The sequence below is a fragment of the uncultured Sphingomonas sp. genome, assembly GCF_913062585.1.
Lineage (GTDB): Bacteria > Pseudomonadota > Alphaproteobacteria > Sphingomonadales > Sphingomonadaceae > Sphingomonas.
The window spans coordinates 1-15,209 of the sequence record NZ_CAJXWX010000040.1 but is presented as its reverse complement, the minus strand read 5'-3'; the positions used below and the strand labels follow the sequence as shown (position 1 = coordinate 15,209).

The window sequence follows — 15,209 nt, the reverse complement described above, 5'->3', positions numbered from 1 at the left end:
CAGGTCGCTCATTCCAGTCTCCTCTCGGAGCCTGAATCAGATCGCGCGCCTCATATCAATGGGTCCTGACCCTAAATGGTCAGACTCCGACCGAGCGCGCTTTTTCCTCAGGGCAGGCATGCCCGCCTTGAGGAAAAAAGCCGGTTTTCTTCTAAAGACCGGACAGAGACGGGGTGAGGCTCAACCTTGGTTCAGACTGTCATAGTTGATACACCACTCCGAAGCGGGCTGCTCAAACGCCACCCGCTGTTCGTAGTTATCTCGACGCGGTCTTTCGGTAATCCAGCGGTGGCTTGCGATTCCCCAGCATGGCCTCATAGGTGAAATTCGGCCCCCGACGCTTCTGGAACTCCGCCTTGGCAGCACCTATTTCGGCCGGATATCGGAACAGTTCAGCCGCAGTCAGCGCGAGCGTCTTGGAAGCGACGATGGCGCCCTTCACGCCGATGCTTGATCCCGCCGCCGCGACGTTCTGCCAGCTATGCCCCGCCGAACCCGGCACGAAGGTGGCGGTCGACAGCCCCACCGTCGGCGTCACCCAACTGACGTCCGACACATCGGTCGACCCGCCGATCGCCTTGGTCTCGAGCCGAGCGGGTTCGATCTGGCCGACGCTGGCGAGCGCGGGCGCGCCCGCCGGCATCGATTTCTGCAACTGGGTGGCGAAGGCGATCTCTTCGGGTGTCCAGGTGATCCCGCCCACGGCATGCAGCCCGCGATCCATCGCCTTCATCAGCACTTCGTTCGGCAACAGGCTGTAAACGCCGCCGATCTGTTCGAAGTCGACCGTCGTTTCGGTGCCCATCGCGGCCCCCTGCGCGGCCTTCTTGACCCGCTCCATCACCGATTTGACGATCTCCGGATCCTGGTCGCGGACATAATAATAGACTTCGGCCTCGTCGGGGACGACGTTGGGCGCCTTGCCTCCGTTGGTGATGACATAGTGGATCCGCGTATGGTCGGGAACATGCTCGCGCATCATGTTGACCATGGCGTCCATCGCCTCGACGCCGTCCAGCGCCGACCGCCCCTTTTCGGGCGCGCCGGATGCATGCGACGACTTGCCGTGGAAACGGAACTTGCCGGAAATATTGGCAAGCGACGGTGCCTGCGACGCCGAGTTCACATTGCCCGGGTGCCAGTGCAGCACGGTGTCGACGTCGTTGAACAGGCCTTCGCGGACCATATAGACCTTGCCCGACCCACCTTCCTCGGCTGGCGTCCCATAGACACGGATTTCGCCCTGCACGCCGTACTTGACCATCCAGTCCTTGACGGCGATCGCGGCATAGGTGGACGCGGTGCCGAACAGATTGTGGCCGCAGCCATGACCGGCATCCCCACCCAAGGGGGTCCGTACCGGCACTGCGGCCTGTGACAGACCGGGGAGAGCGTCATATTCGGCAAGCACGCCGATGACCGGCCCAGTCCCGTTTCGGAAGCTCGCGACGAAGGCGGTCGGCTCGCCAGCCACCCCCGCCTTCACCGTGAACCCTGCAGCCTTCAGCCGGGCTTGCAGCAGCGCCGAGCTTTTCGTCTCCAGATAGCCCATCTCGGCATATTTCCAGATTTGTAGCGCGGTGTCCGAGATCGGCGTGGCATTGGCATCGACCGCGGCAATCAGCGCGGTGCGATCGGTGGGCGCCAGTTCCTGCGCCGTTACGGGCATGGTGGCGGTCGTCGTCATCAGCGCTGCCCAGAGCATCATGGTCTTCATCATCTATCTCCTCAAGTCCGCGCGGATCAGAACTTCTTGGTGATTCCCATGAAGAAGTAGCGACCGATCACATCGTAATTCTGCGCGTCGTAATTGCCCTGGGTGTCGCCGACCTGCGGTGGCTTCGTGTTGAACAGGTTGGTGACGCCCATCCGGAATTCGGTGGTGCCCCCCGCCTCGAACCGCGCGTTCAGGTCGTACACGCTGTAGGCGGCGACGCCGCGCGTGCTGCTCGCGGGGTTCACGACCTTCGCCGAGGCGATCATGCCGTCGATATACCGCCACCGCAGCCCGAGGCTGGCCCCGCCCAGCGAGTAGGTGAACGACGTCACCGACTTCCATTCGGGATGCGCCAGACCTGCCGTCGTTTCGACGCCGGTTCCGATGCTGCCGGCATAATCATAGCTCGGCGCGCCCGGCAGTGCCTGGATCGTGAACGACGCCAGATAGCTGACCGCGGTATTCAGCGCGACCGTCCCGGCGTTGCTTCCCAACCCGATGTCGGAAAGATTGACCTTCCAGTCGAACTGGGCGTCGATGCCCCGCACCTTGAATGTGCCGAGGTTGAGCAGCGGTTGCAGCGGGTTCACCGGCACGCCGTTCGACGTATTGCGCGAAATCAGCGAGCAGTAATAATTGCTGGCGGCATATTGCGGGTTGTTGCCGCCCGCATTGAAGCAGAACTGGAATGCCTGCGCGATCGAAAGCGGACCGACCGCCTGCTTGATGTCGATGCGGTAATAATCGACCGAGAGCGACATGTTGCGAAACAGCGGCGAGGAGAAGGGCGACTGGATCACGCCCCCCGCCGAATAGGTGTCGGCGATTTCCTCCTGAAGGTCGGGGTTGCCGCCGGTCAGCGCGAACACCTGCGCTGTGCCAAGTTGGTAGCTATCGATGATCGCGGTCGGCACACCCTGTTGCAGGCACAGCGCACGGACCTGTGCGCCGTTCGCACCGACGCGGTAGGACGATCGCACGTCACACGGATCGCCGTTCGCGGTGGTCGCGGCGGGACTGCCGATCGCCACGCTGCCGGTCGAGATCGGGGCGTAGAGTTCGCCCACGCTCGGGGCGCGGATCGCGCGATTATATCCCCCGCGCAACCGCAGCGCGTCGAACACCTGCCAGTTCGCATCGGCCTTGTAGGCATGCACGCCGCCGACCGAATTATAATTGGAATAGCGATAGCCGAGATCGAGATCGAACTGCTGGATCAGCGGGATATCATGCAGCAACGGCACGAGCAGTTCGCCATAGACCTCGCCCACCCTGACCGTTCCGCCAGCCGCGCGCAACACGCTATAGCCCAGGATATCGCTGGTCCCGTCAGGCAGCGAAAGCTGCGCATCCGGCTGGAACGCATAGGAATTGCTGCGATAATCGGCACCCAGCGCGAAGCGGAGGCTCCCCGCCGGGAGTTCTGCCAGGCCGCCCTGGATATTGGCTTCGATCGTCTTTTGCTGGAGTTCGTTGGTGTTGAGCGTGCGCCGTGAGATATAGCGGACGCATTCCTGCGAAGGCGTCACGTTACCGAACGGGTTGAAGCCACCCGCGCACAGTTCGGTGCCGCCGGTCGGGCTGTTGAGCAGGCGCGAGATGGCACCCGCGCTGGCGCCGCCGGTTTGCGCGTTCTGGAACTTGGCCTTGCTGGTGTTCGCGTAGATGTCCCAGGTCCAGTCGCGGATGCCGAGCTTGCCCGACAGTCCGGCGGTCAACTGATATACGTCGTACTCATAGGACTGGACGCGCGGGCCCAGGATGTTGAGCGCCTTGTAAAAGGTGACCGCCGCATTTGGGTTGGGCCGCGACGCCAGGATCGAGCGGAAGGCCGGGGAGATGAACGGGTTCGTCGTCGGCACGGTCAGGCCATAGACGTTCGAGGCCAACGTCGGGTTGGTGATCCCGACCGAATTATAGGTCGTGTAGCTGAACTGGCCGAACGCCTTGATGTTGTCGGTGACGTCGTAGTCGACCTTGCCGAAGACCGAATAGCGATCGAGATCGGCCTGTAGCGATCCGCCATTATAGCCGAAATTGACTTGCTGGCTGTTGGTGCCGCTGTTGACGATATAGGCTTCGTCGGTCTGGGGATCGCGATAGTTGAGCACGGGCACGCCCGCGGTGCTGAACAGCGTCTGGTCGGTGTTGAAGCCGATCTGCCCGGTATAGCGTCCGGCGGCGTTGCCGGTCAGCGCCGGCGTTCCATATTGTCCCACGAACACCGAATTGACCGCGGCGAGCGTCGGCAGGTTGGCGCCGAACAGCGCGGTGCCCTGCGGAATCGTGCTCAGCCCGGGCGTGGTGGTGCGGAAGGTATAATAGTCGCGCTTGATCTGCTGTGCAGGATCGCGGCGGGTATAATCGAACGACAGCACGGCGTTGCCGCGATTATCGGCGAAGGTCGAACCGGCCGTGGCGGTGATGCGATAGGTGTTACCATCGCCATAGTCGCTCACGCCAGTCTGGCCGTTGACGGTGATGCCCTTAAAATTGCGCCGCAGCCGGAAATTAACCACGCCGGCGGTCGCGTCCGATCCATAAGTGGTCGATGCCCCGCCGGTGATGACCTCGATATTCTCGATCAGGGCTTCCGGAATGGTGTTCAGATCGACCGAGCCATCGGGATTGGACGGCTGCATCCGGCGGCCGTCCAGCAGGATCAGCGTACGCTTCGCCCCCAGGCCGCGCAGGCTGGCATTGGCCTGGCCGCCGTTCAGACCGGTGCTGGTGCTGCCGGTATTGCCCTGGCCGAACGCGCCGGTGAACTGCGGCATCTGCGACAATGCGCTCTCGACGGTGACACGACCGGTGTTTTCCAGCGTATCGCTCGACAACGAAACGATCGGGCTGTTCGCGACATAGTCGGACCGGGCAATGCGCGATCCGGTGACAGTGACTTCCCCAAGCGATGCATCCTCGGGCTGCTCAGCCTGCACGCTGGCCGGTGGCGCCGTCGGCACGCTGCTCTGCGCGTGGGCCGTGCCGGCCGCGAGTGCAATGGAAGCGCAGCTCCCGCCGAGAAACGCCCGCGTGATACCCCGTACAACCATGTCGAACTTCCCCCTTGAACCAACCGCATCGTTGACGGCCTCAAGGATCAAGACGCGGTCCGATCGCGGCACCTCACGCGCGGAATGAAAAAAGTTCCAAGAAGAGGGGAACGATTGTTTCCCACCGCCCCCCGAATGCCACTCTGGCGTACTATTATATCATGATGTCAACGTGTGGCGGTCACCGAAGGACCGTATAGCAGGCCGTTGAACAGCAGCTTGAACGTGGCATAGGGCTGCGCGCGCTGGGTGATTTCAGGGCCCATCGCGAACAGCTTGCCCTTGCCCAGATCGGCATCGACGATCGCGACCGTGCCGTCGAGGCGCTCTTGCCCCACCGCCCAGCCGCTGCGCAACGGGGCCGCCCCCTCGAACCACGCAACCTTCTTCGCCGCAGTGCCGGACAGCGTGAACGGCTGGCTTTCGTCGAAGAAGATATCGACCGTCGGCGTCATGCCGTACGCCAGCGGCTGGCGGGTATCGACCCGGGCGGACAGCAGTGCACCGGGAATGTAGAATTGCTTCTTGTCGAGCGCGGCGAGCGACCCATCGGCCTTCTTTGTGACCAGCGCGGGCTGTATCTGCGGATCGAGCAGGGTCGCCAGCCGGTTCGCGCTGCCGACCGTCACCACCGTCCCCCCGGCCTTTGCGAACGCCGCGACCGCTGGAAGCGTCTTTTCGGGCGTGACCTCGCCCAGCCAGCCGCGATACTCGGCGGGGATGCTTTTCTCGGCAGGCATCGCGAACCGATTGCCACCCGGATACGGCCCGCCCGGCGTCGAGGGCACGGTACCGTCGGCAAACAGCAGCACATCGTATTTGGCGTTCAGATTCCCGGCATCCAGCTCTTGCGGATACACCACGCTGAACGGGAATTCATATTGTTCGAGCAGCCAGCGGGTCCAGCCGGCGGGGATCACCCCGCCATAGCGATCGACCAAGCCGACCCGCACCGGTTTCAACGCCAGCCTGGTGGCATTGGGCGCACGATCCACGGCATAGGCGTCGATCCCGAGCTGCCTGGTCGACGGCGCCATGATCGCAGCGGCCGCCGCCGACGCCGGGACCCAGATCGCGCCCGCCGCCAGATCCTTGCCGCCCGCCCTGGTCGCGGTCCCGATCCAGGCCACGGGCACGCCCGCTTTCAGCAGACGATTGGTGAGAATGAAGCTGTTGTTCGCCTCGTGCCCGACGATCCAGCCCGCCTTGCCCGATCCGATCACGCGGCCGGGGTTCGCCGTCAACAGGTCGGGCACGGGTTCGAAGCTGCCGGAGAAATCGTCGAGCACGCGATCGAACCGAATGCCCATCTGATAGGCGAGCGTATAGCCGGTGACGTCATACGGCGCCTTGGGCGGGCCGCCGGGGAATTCGGGGTCGTGCGGATGATCCTGCGGTTCGAACATGTCGATCACGTGCGGGCGGTACGCCTGCGCGGTCTTCACGACATAGGTCCCCGCCGGATAGCGCTTGCCGCCGGCGGTGAACGGCGCGGTGGCACGATCGACATCGACGCCGTTCTTGATCAGCGCATTGAGGAACGCGATCGTGGTCGGCATGTCGCGCTGGTCGGGACCCAGCACATAGCCACGCGGGTCGCGCTTGGCCGGGTCCTGCAACACCGTGGCATAGAGCGAAGGCGCGACCATTCCCTCCTTGGCGCGGCTGTTATAGCCCACATAGCCCTCATCCGCCTTGGCCCCCTTCCCCGCCTCCTTCAGCGCATCGACGCGTTTCGGCGTGGTGGTCCAACTATCCTTGCTGCCGCGAACGATCGCCTGATTGCCCATCCGCCAGATGTTCATCAGCAGCCGCTCACGATTGCGCGATGCGTAATCCATGACCGCGCGGTTCAGCGACCATTGATATTCCAGGCTGTCCTTCAGGTGCCAGACGCCCGGTGCGATCGGCAGCGGCTCGTCGCTGCGCGCGAGCTGGGTGTCGGCGATCAGCGGGATCTTTTCCGGCGTCGGACCGCCAATGATCTCGGTCAGCAGCCCGATCGAATTGTGGAAATAGGCGACAGAGCGCTCCATGCCGTTGTGCCAGGTGGAATAAGGCGCGGCGCTGCGCATCCCCGACCCGCCTTTCTGCTCCGACACCAGCCGGCTGTGCATCGCGGAGCCGACCTCCTGCAATTCGGTCATCACGATCGGATTGTAGTTGTAGTTGAACGGGTCGCGGAACGGCGGCACGAACACTACCATGCCGGCAGGGCCGGTCTGGTGCTGATTGAAAACGATCTGCGGAAACCAGGTGCGGAACAACATCCTATTGACCGCTTCTGTCTCCGGCATCTGCACCATGAAGCTGTCGCGGTTGTTATCGTGGCCGATATATTTCTGGTAGAGGCGCGGGATGGTCCGGAACTCGCGGTCCTTGGCGTCGGAGTTGCGCATATACCAGTTGACAACCAGCTGAAGCCCGTCCGGATTGTCCTGTGCGAACAATATGATCTCATCGTTCAGCACGCGCATCGTTTCCGCATCGGTCCCGGTCAGCATGCGGTAGAGCACATGGATCTGGCTTTGCGTCGTCACCGTCTCGGTCGCGTGCATGCCGGCGTCGATCCATACGATCGCCTTGCCCTCGTTCGCCAGCGCCTGCGCCTCGGCCTCGGTCTTCACCTCCGCCTTGGCGAGTTTGCGCGCGATGTCCCGGTAATGGTCGAGCTTCGCCAGGTTCGCAGGGGAACTGACGATCGCGACCCACATCGTGCGCCCCTCCGCCGACTTGCCGATATCGACCAGCTTCATACGATCCGATTGGCTCGCGAGCTTCTTCAGATAGGCTTCGTAGGCGTCGTAATCGGCGAGGAAATAGTCGCTGCCCGGTTCCTGCGCGAAGGCTTCGAACGGCGCGGTAACGGTACCCGCCTTCGGCGTGATCGGTTCGGCGGAGGCCGCACTTGCAAGCGCAAACGCGCTGGCGCCCAGAAAAAGCATGACCTTCGACATATGATATCGCCCCTTTGCCGCCGGACGTCACCGCCCCCGTGTTCATCAAGACGTATGCTCATGTCGGTCCCTCAGTCGGCTTCGATGATAAATCAGCCCGGCAGAAGATCGAACGCCACCGTCAGCCGCGGGGCGTCCCCGGAAAACGGCTCGGTACCGTGCCAGAGATAGGAGGGGAACAGCACCACCTGTCCGGGCACCGGCCGGACATGGCCGGTCGGCGGCAGCGCAGGTCTGGTCGGCACGCCGGGCCGACCGAAGGCCAGCCAGCCCTGCGGTTCCTCCGCCACGGACGCCGGCAGATCGACATAGAAGGCGGACGATAACCAGCCCTGCGGATGGACGTGATCGGTGTGATAGCCTCCGGGCTGCAGCAGCACCGACCATGCGCCCGCAAAACGATATCCTCCGGTGATGCGCCGCCGTACTGGATCGGCACCCGTCCCTAACTGCGCCAGATGCGCACGGATCGGCATGTCGAGCGCCGCGAACAGCGCGCGCAGAACCGGATGATCGACCTTGCTCAAATCCTCTTGCGTCTGGCTACCTTGGCGAAGCGACTGGCCGAGCGGATGGGTTCGCCATGCGTGGCGCGCGCGCAAGGTCTGCGCGAGATCGTCCAGGAATGCGGCGAGCGACGGCCATCCCTGCGGCACGTCGATGCGGTGCGCGTAGACCAGTGCGGGATCATCGCACAGTGCGGCATAACGCGGATCGCCCAGCAGTCGCCACGCGGTTGCAAGCAACGCGATCACCCCCTGATCGTCCGGTGCGGCAGCGCTGATCCGCATCGCCAATGTCGCCGCTTCGGCGAGACGCTCGTTATGCAGCAAGGCCTCCACGACCGCCTTCGCCGCTTCGGCAGAGGACGGCGCAAGCCGCAAGGCCGCCGTCGCATGGGCAAGCTGGGCCTCGGCGTCGCCCAATGCAGCCCACGCATTCGCCGCCAGCAAATGCAGCCCGGCATCCGTCGTGCGCGCAATCGCCGGGTCGAGCACCGCCGCCGCGCGGGCGGGGTCGCCCGCACTCATCAGCACGACCGCTTCGACCGACGCGAGCGCCGGTACGCGGTCCGTGTCGATCGCCGCCAGTGCCGCGCCGACATCCGCCGTCCGCATCCACCGCAGTTGCGCCAAGTCGCGGTGCGCCGTCACATAGTCCGCGCGCAACCCGATCGCAGACAGGAACGCGGCCTCCGCTGCATCGAGATCCCCCATGCCCTGCAAAGCCCGCGCGTGTACCAACCAAGTCTCGGGCGCGGTCGATCCCTTGGCAAGGGCGCGAGCGGATGCCTCCACCGCCCCAGCGAATTCGCCGAGATCGCCCAGGGTAGAGGCGAGATTATGCTCCGCCACCGCGCTTTGGGGCCGTTCCGCGACGGCGCGGGCGTACAGGGTGGCGGCGGCGCGCAGATCGCCCGCCGCCTTGGCCCGCCGCGCCTGCTCCATTGCTGCGGAGGCGATCACTTCGGCGTCGTCACCATCAGCACCGCAAGCGTCAGGGTGCGGATACCGGTACGGATCGCCTTGTCGTGATCGGGTGCGAAGAAGGGCGAATGGTTGCTCGGTACCGCCTCGCCCTTGGCCTTGAACGCGGCCAGTGTCGCGGCGTCATAGCCGCCGATCGTGAAATAGACCGACGGCACGCCTGTATCGACGAACGCCGACCAGTCCTCGCTTGCCGACCAGCCGGGCGCGGTTGCGGGCAAATAGGTAACGCGGTCGCCACCTGCCGCCTTTAGCTCCGCCGCCGCGCGTCCGGCCAGCGCATGGTCGTTGAACACCGCTGCGGTGCCGTACAGCCACCTTACGTCGGGCGCGGGCGCCATCGACATCGCCGCCGAAGCCTCGGCGGTCCGCTTCACACCGTCGAGCAGCAATTGCCGCACATCCTTGTCGAACGACCGCAGGCTCAGCTTCAGCGTGGCGGTGTCGGGGATGATGTTGCCGACGGTTCCCGCCTGGAATGCGCCGACGGTGACCACCCCGAACGCGTTGGCGTCCTTCTGGCGGCTAATCACCGCCTGTACGTCGGTAACGAAACGCGCGCCCATCACGATGGGATCGATCGTCGCGCTCGGCATCGATCCGTGCCCGCCGCGCCCCTTGAAGGTGATCTGCAAGCTGTCCGAATTGGAGCTGGTAACGCCGTCCTTGACCAGCACCGTCCCCGTCTCGCCCGACCCGACATGCGCGGCGAAACCGTAATCAGGCTTGGCGAACCTGGTGAACAACCCGTCATCGAGCATCGCCTTGGCGCCTTTCAACTGTTCCTCCGCGGGCTGGGCGATGAACATCAATGTGCCCTTCCACTGCGACTTCATCGCCAGCAGCGCCTGCGCCGTCCCGACCCACGCCGCCATGTGTACGTCATGGCCGCAGCTTTGCGCGACGAAGGTCGTCTTGCCTTCATATTCGGTCTGCGCGCGGCTCGCATAGGGAAGCCCGGTCTTCTCCTCCATCGGCAGGCCGTCGAGTTCGGTACTCACCATCACGGTCGGCCCGGGACCATTGCGATAGATCGCGACCACCCCCGTTCCGCCCACCTTCTCGGTCACGGTGAAACCCATCGCTTTCATCTTGCCTGCCAGCAGCGCCGCGGTGCGCACCTCCTGCATCCCGATCTCGGGATGGGCGTGGATATCACGGTAAAGCGCGTCGAGCGCGGGATAGGCCTTGTCGATCTGGGCATCGATCGCCGCCCTGTTGGCTGCGGGGCCGGGTGCGGGATCGGCCCACGCCGCGCCGACGCTTGCCATCATCGCACATCCGGTAATCAGCATCATCTTCATAGAAAACGTCCATCGTTCGAGACCGGGGCGATGCCCCCTTCTTTGCGAGACGCGATTGCGTTCGATGCCCTCACCGCCACGACGCCGCGCCTGTCATAAATCGCGATCAAGCGACAGCGTCACCGTGCGCGGCGCGCTGCTATAGAATTGCCGCTCGCCGAATGAACTCGACGTCAGCCGGTTTGCGACGACCGCATTCAGAACATTCCGCACACTGATCGCGGCGCGCCACCTTGCCAGCTGGATATCGGCGTTGGCGTCGATTACGAACCGTGCCGGGGTAACTTCGTAATAGGGACTGCGATCGTTGAAGGCGGTCGGCACACGGGTCGCGCCGAGCGCGTCGATACCGAAAGTGGCAACCTTGCCGCCCGCCACCAACATGCTGGTCTGCGCCCCAGCCGCATAGCCCAGCCGGGGCACATTGGGCAGCGGATCCCCGCGCCGTCCGGCGCCATCCGTGGTACCGACCGGCTGGTCCTCGCCAAGCCGCGCATAGGTATAGTTGGCCGACCCGGTGAGCCGTACGGCACCGATCGCCAGGCTTGCCTTGGCCTCGACACCATCGATCCGCACCGTGCCGATATTGGTATTATACCCGAACGCGCCGTTCGCACTCGACGCCGCATAGATCACGTCGGACCAATCGATGTGATAGACCGCACCCTCGATGGCGACCCGCCCGCCCGCCCCCCTGGTCCTGACGCCCAGTTCGTAGTTCCAGACATGGTCGGCGTCGTAGATGCGTTCCTGTTCGGTCAGATCGGGCGTGATGTTGACCCCGCCGGGCCGGAACCCCTCCGATGCGATCGCATAGACCAGGGTTTCGCCTGGCAGCCGATAGGCGAGCTCCGCCTTCAGATTGACCCCGTCGTCGGCACGCGCATAGCGGCCGTTGCCGATCGCGCCGGTCCCCGTGATGATATTGGGAATCGGGACCGACCCATCGGCACTACGCCGATAATGGAAATACCGCAGCCCCAATGTCGCCGACAGTCGCGGCGCGATGCCCCAGCGCGTCTCCGCGAACAACGCCTGCTGGTCGAGCGCGCTGTGCAGCAGCCGCAATCCGGTGATGTCGAGCGGTACGACGCGCCGCCCTGTCACTGCGTCGGCACGGACCGTATAGCTTTCCGCCGAATCGCGCCGCCGCTCGACAAACGCCCCGATGGTCCAGGCGAGCGCCCCCGGCCGGTCGGATGATACGCGGACCTCCGCAGTCGTGCTTTCGACGCGAAACGGCTGGTACAGCACGCCCGGCAATCGCGTTTGCAGATAGGCCTGGAACGCGCTGCGCTGTTCGGACGTGCAGCCGGTTTTGCCGACCAGCATCGCATATCGCCGGCAACTGGCGTCGCTGGCCGCCTGCTGCGCCAGTACCGCCGTGAAGTCGCCCTCCTTCACGATCGTCCAGCGATAGTGCGAGCCCGTCGCGACGACCGCGACGGCGGCGGTCGTCCAGTGTGCGGTGACACTGGCGAGGTCGAGCCGCTCGCTATTGGGCGTGCGCACCGGCTGATCGTTGCGATAGCGGCCTAGGTCCGGGTACCAGAATCCCGCATCGTCGATCCGCGTATGCTGATGAAGCGCCAGCGCATCGACGCGCACCGTCGGCGACGGTGTCCAGGCAAGCCCTATCCGGACGCCCTGGCGCAGCACGGCGCCGGTGTCCTTCAACGCCAGCCGATCATTGTCGACATAGCCGCCGACTGTCCGACGATGCACGACGAACCGCGCCGCCAAGGTGTCGCGGACGATCGGCGCGTTGACAACCGCGGCGACGTTGTCACCTGTGCCGGCGCCCTGTATCGCCGACACGCCACCCTCGACATGCCCCGTCCAGCGCGTCGCGTCGGGCTGGTTGAACAGCACCCGCAGCGTTCCGCCCATCGAGCTGGCGCCGTAGAGCGTACCCTGCGGCCCGCGAAGCAGCTCGATCCGGTCGATATCGACCAGGTCGATATCGGGCGTACTCGCAGCGGGATCGAAGGTAGTTCCCGACGGTCCGCTGATCGGGGTTTCCCCATAATAGACCCCGACCATGGATTCGCCGGTTCCAGTGACACCGCGAATGGCGATCCGCTGCTGCAACGGTGCCGTGGCGATCGGGACAAGCCCGGGCAACAGGGCAGCGGCGCTGCGCAGGTCGTACGCGCCCCGGGCCAAGACCTGGGCACCGCTGACCGCGTCCATGCTGATCTCGGTATCGCCGAGAAACGTCGGGCGTTTGAGGGCGGTGACGACGATCTCGGCAGACGGCACCGGGATTTCCGGCGTCCGCCCCGCCGGTCCCGCCGCCAAGGTCCCGGCAACCGATCGCGGCGTGGCCTCGCGAACGATGATGATCACGCCGGCGCGGACACGCTTCGCGACCAACCCGGTATCGGCGAGCAGGATCCGAAGCGCGCGCTCCGGTTCGATCGGCCCGTGCAGCGCCGCGCTGGTACGACCGCCGATCACCACAGGATCGAACAGGATTTGCTGCCCCGTCTGCGTCGCCAGTCGACGCAGCGCGACATCCAGCCGCCCGGCGGGGATGGCGAAGGCGACCCGGTCGTGCGGCGACGATGCCGCCTCGCCATTGGCAACGCAGGCCGCGGATATCGCAATCGTTCGTATGGCAAGATCACGGGCATGCATCAGGACGCGCGTTTCGACCCCCCGGAATACGCTGTTGCCCCTCCCATCCGCTCTGATGACGGTTTGGTGACACTGTACGCTTGACGGCCTGCTGGCAACATGATCGATTGCGGCGAATATATATAAAGGGGGATGCCGGAGGCTCGGGCGGACAAAACGGGGCCGATCATGCGGAATTCCTATGCACGCAGACCCGGCGATGACGGGGATGCCATCGACCTATCGGGCCATCTCAACGCGGTCCGGCGGTTCCTGACGAAGCGTGCGCCGATCGGCGAAGTCGACGATCTGGTCCAGGAGGTCGCGTTGCGCATGCAGACCCGCCGCACGAATGCCCCCATCGACAATATCGACGGGTATCTGTTCCAGGTCGCGCAAAGCGTGCTCGCCGATCGCGGCCGCCGCGACACCGTGCGCCACCGTTCCGCGCACGACAGCCTCGAAGAAATTCATCACCCCGTTGAGGATCGCTCGCCCGAGCGCGTCCTACAAGGCAAGGAGCATCTCGCGCAGCTCATCGCCGCGATGAACGACATGCCTGAGCGCATGCGCCAGGCGTTCGTCCTTCATCGCTTCGAGGAAATGAGCTACGCTGCAATCGCCCGACATATGGGCATATCGGTGAGCGCAGTCGAAAAGCATATCATGAAAGCCATCAAGCACCTTGCAGGCTCGCTACGCTGATGGGTTCCGTATCGAGGGATCCGGACGCCGCGGCCGCATCCTGGTATGCGCGACTGCATGCCGATGACGCGACATCGGCGGATCGGGCCGCGTTCGGGCAGTGGCTATCGGCGGACGATGCGAATGATCGCGCCTGGCACGAACTGGTCTCCACAATCCGGATCCTGGATGACGGGCGAAGCGATCCGGCGCTGCTGGCGATGGTGGCAGCGGCCCGCGACGAAGCGCGCCCCGCCCCTGTGCGTCGCTGGTGGCCGATGGCGGCCGCCGCTGCCGTGCTGCTGTCCATCGGTACCACTGCCGCGCTGGTCGTCGACAGATATGCGGCGCGGCCAGCGACCCAGGTCGCGGATACACGCTATGCCACGCCGACCGGACGAGTGCGCACTGTCACGCTACCGGACGGAACGCTGATGACCCTCGATGCCGCGTCCGCGGTTCGCGTCGCGGCGCCGGGTGCGACGCGCCGTGTGACGATCGATCACGGCCAAGCGTTTTTCAAAGTCGCGCATGATGCACGCCATCCGTTCATCGTGTCGGCAGGCGGAAACAGCGTCACCGCGCTCGGGACGCAATTTGCGGTACGCACGGTGGCCGACCGGGTCGTCGTCAGTTTGGTAGAGGGATCGGTTCGCGTCGATAGCCGCGTGATGGGGCGCACGATGACACTGGTGCCGGGCAATATGCTGATGATCGACCGATCGGGTGTGCAACTCACCAGCGCAGGTGCCGATATCGCCACCGGATGGCGCAAGGGTGAACTGACGTTCGAGGCTACGCCATTGAAGGAGGTTGTGGCCGAGCTTAACCGCTATTCCACGCAACACATCGAACTTACCGACAAGCGCCTGGAGAACCGTGTGTTCAGCGGCGTCCTGAAGATCGATGGCGGCGGCTCTGCCCTTGCCGACGCGCTATCGGCTTATGGGATCGCTCGCGTAATATATGCCGACAAGACACGATTGGCTCTCGCTTCCCAATCGTGAAAAGCAAGTTGCGCGGGCAATCTTGTCAGGGTGGCGGAACGTCGCTCCCGATCCGTCTATCGGTCGATGAGGTGACGCTTGACGCTGAAGTGGTTGCGGATATTAGCATGGACGGATGCGAACATCCGTAGCGTCTTCATCTGGTGGAATCGCAACATCGATCGCTCCCATCGTCTAAACGGCGATAGCGGCACTCCACACCGTTATCGACCCGGCGACCGATCGATCCATCGCGAGCCTTCTTAGGCATCATGGCCCGTACCGGACGGATTGCTCGCGACGCCTAGGCTTCGCCCGCACCGACACTGAACAGCCCCCACCGAGTGGTCCGGCTTGTTAGTTAGTGCATTGTCGTCTCCGCCGCCATTGCCGGGCGTAGGT

At 64.4% G+C, this 15,209-nt stretch carries 8 protein-coding genes; 2 read left to right on the top strand and 6 right to left on the bottom strand.

All coding sequences use genetic code 11. The features are described 5' to 3' along the window. Positions 1–256 precede the first annotated feature (256 nt). The 6 genes from QZ546_RS17335 to QZ546_RS17310 all read right to left on the bottom strand — a co-directional run bounded on the left by QZ546_RS17335 (position 257) and on the right by QZ546_RS17310 (position 13,158). A complete protein-coding gene (locus QZ546_RS17335; protein ID WP_294240416.1) occupies positions 257–1,717 on the bottom strand; it encodes an amidohydrolase in 1,461 nt (486 codons plus the stop codon). A 26-nt stretch (positions 1,718–1,743) separates the two neighbouring features. Next, entirely contained in the window at positions 1,744–4,770 is a 3,027-nt protein-coding gene (locus QZ546_RS17330) for a TonB-dependent receptor (protein WP_294240413.1), read from the bottom strand. 167 nt (positions 4,771–4,937) lie between these two features. After that, on the bottom strand, positions 4,938–7,727 hold the full coding sequence (locus QZ546_RS17325) for a M14 metallopeptidase family protein (protein WP_294240409.1): 2,790 nt from the start codon (positions 7,725–7,727) through the stop codon (positions 4,938–4,940). 92 nt (positions 7,728–7,819) lie between these two features. Then, entirely contained in the window at positions 7,820–9,193 is a 1,374-nt protein-coding gene (locus QZ546_RS17320; protein WP_294240405.1) for a putative 2OG-Fe(II) oxygenase, read from the bottom strand. Continuing rightward, positions 9,190–10,518, bottom strand: coding sequence for an amidohydrolase (locus QZ546_RS17315; protein ID WP_294240402.1), 1,329 nt, complete (start codon positions 10,516–10,518; stop codon positions 9,190–9,192). The genes QZ546_RS17320 and QZ546_RS17315 overlap by 4 nt, the downstream gene beginning before the upstream one ends. A gap of 93 nt (positions 10,519–10,611) precedes the next feature. Beyond that, positions 10,612–13,158 (bottom strand): TonB-dependent receptor, encoded by a 2,547-nt coding sequence (locus QZ546_RS17310; RefSeq protein WP_294240399.1) that lies wholly within the window; start codon positions 13,156–13,158, stop codon positions 10,612–10,614. A gap of 168 nt (positions 13,159–13,326) precedes the next feature. Here QZ546_RS17310 and QZ546_RS17305 point away from each other — a divergent pair, with 168 nt between their 5' ends. Next, on the top strand, positions 13,327–13,842 hold the full coding sequence (locus tag QZ546_RS17305) for a sigma-70 family RNA polymerase sigma factor (protein ID WP_294240396.1): 516 nt from the start codon (positions 13,327–13,329) through the stop codon (positions 13,840–13,842). Then, entirely contained in the window at positions 13,842–14,828 is a 987-nt protein-coding gene (locus tag QZ546_RS17300; protein ID WP_294240393.1) for a FecR domain-containing protein, read from the top strand. Before QZ546_RS17305 ends, QZ546_RS17300 begins: the two co-directional genes overlap by 1 nt. The last annotated feature ends 381 nt before the right edge of the window (positions 14,829–15,209 follow it).

Coding starts and splice junctions, on each gene's coding strand:
- QZ546_RS17335 (WP_294240416.1), bottom strand. CDS start 1,717: ATGAAGACCATGATGCTCTGGGCAGCGCTGATGACGACGACCGCCACC.
- QZ546_RS17330 (WP_294240413.1), bottom strand. CDS start 4,770: ATGGTTGTACGGGGTATCACGCGGGCGTTTCTCGGCGGGAGCTGCGCT.
- QZ546_RS17325 (WP_294240409.1), bottom strand. CDS start 7,727: ATGTCGAAGGTCATGCTTTTTCTGGGCGCCAGCGCGTTTGCGCTTGCA.
- QZ546_RS17315 (WP_294240402.1), bottom strand. CDS start 10,518: ATGAAGATGATGCTGATTACCGGATGTGCGATGATGGCAAGCGTCGGC.
- QZ546_RS17310 (WP_294240399.1), bottom strand. CDS start 13,158: ATGCATGCCCGTGATCTTGCCATACGAACGATTGCGATATCCGCGGCC.
- QZ546_RS17305 (WP_294240396.1), top strand. CDS start 13,327: ATGCGGAATTCCTATGCACGCAGACCCGGCGATGACGGGGATGCCATC.
- QZ546_RS17300 (WP_294240393.1), top strand. CDS start 13,842: ATGGGTTCCGTATCGAGGGATCCGGACGCCGCGGCCGCATCCTGGTAT.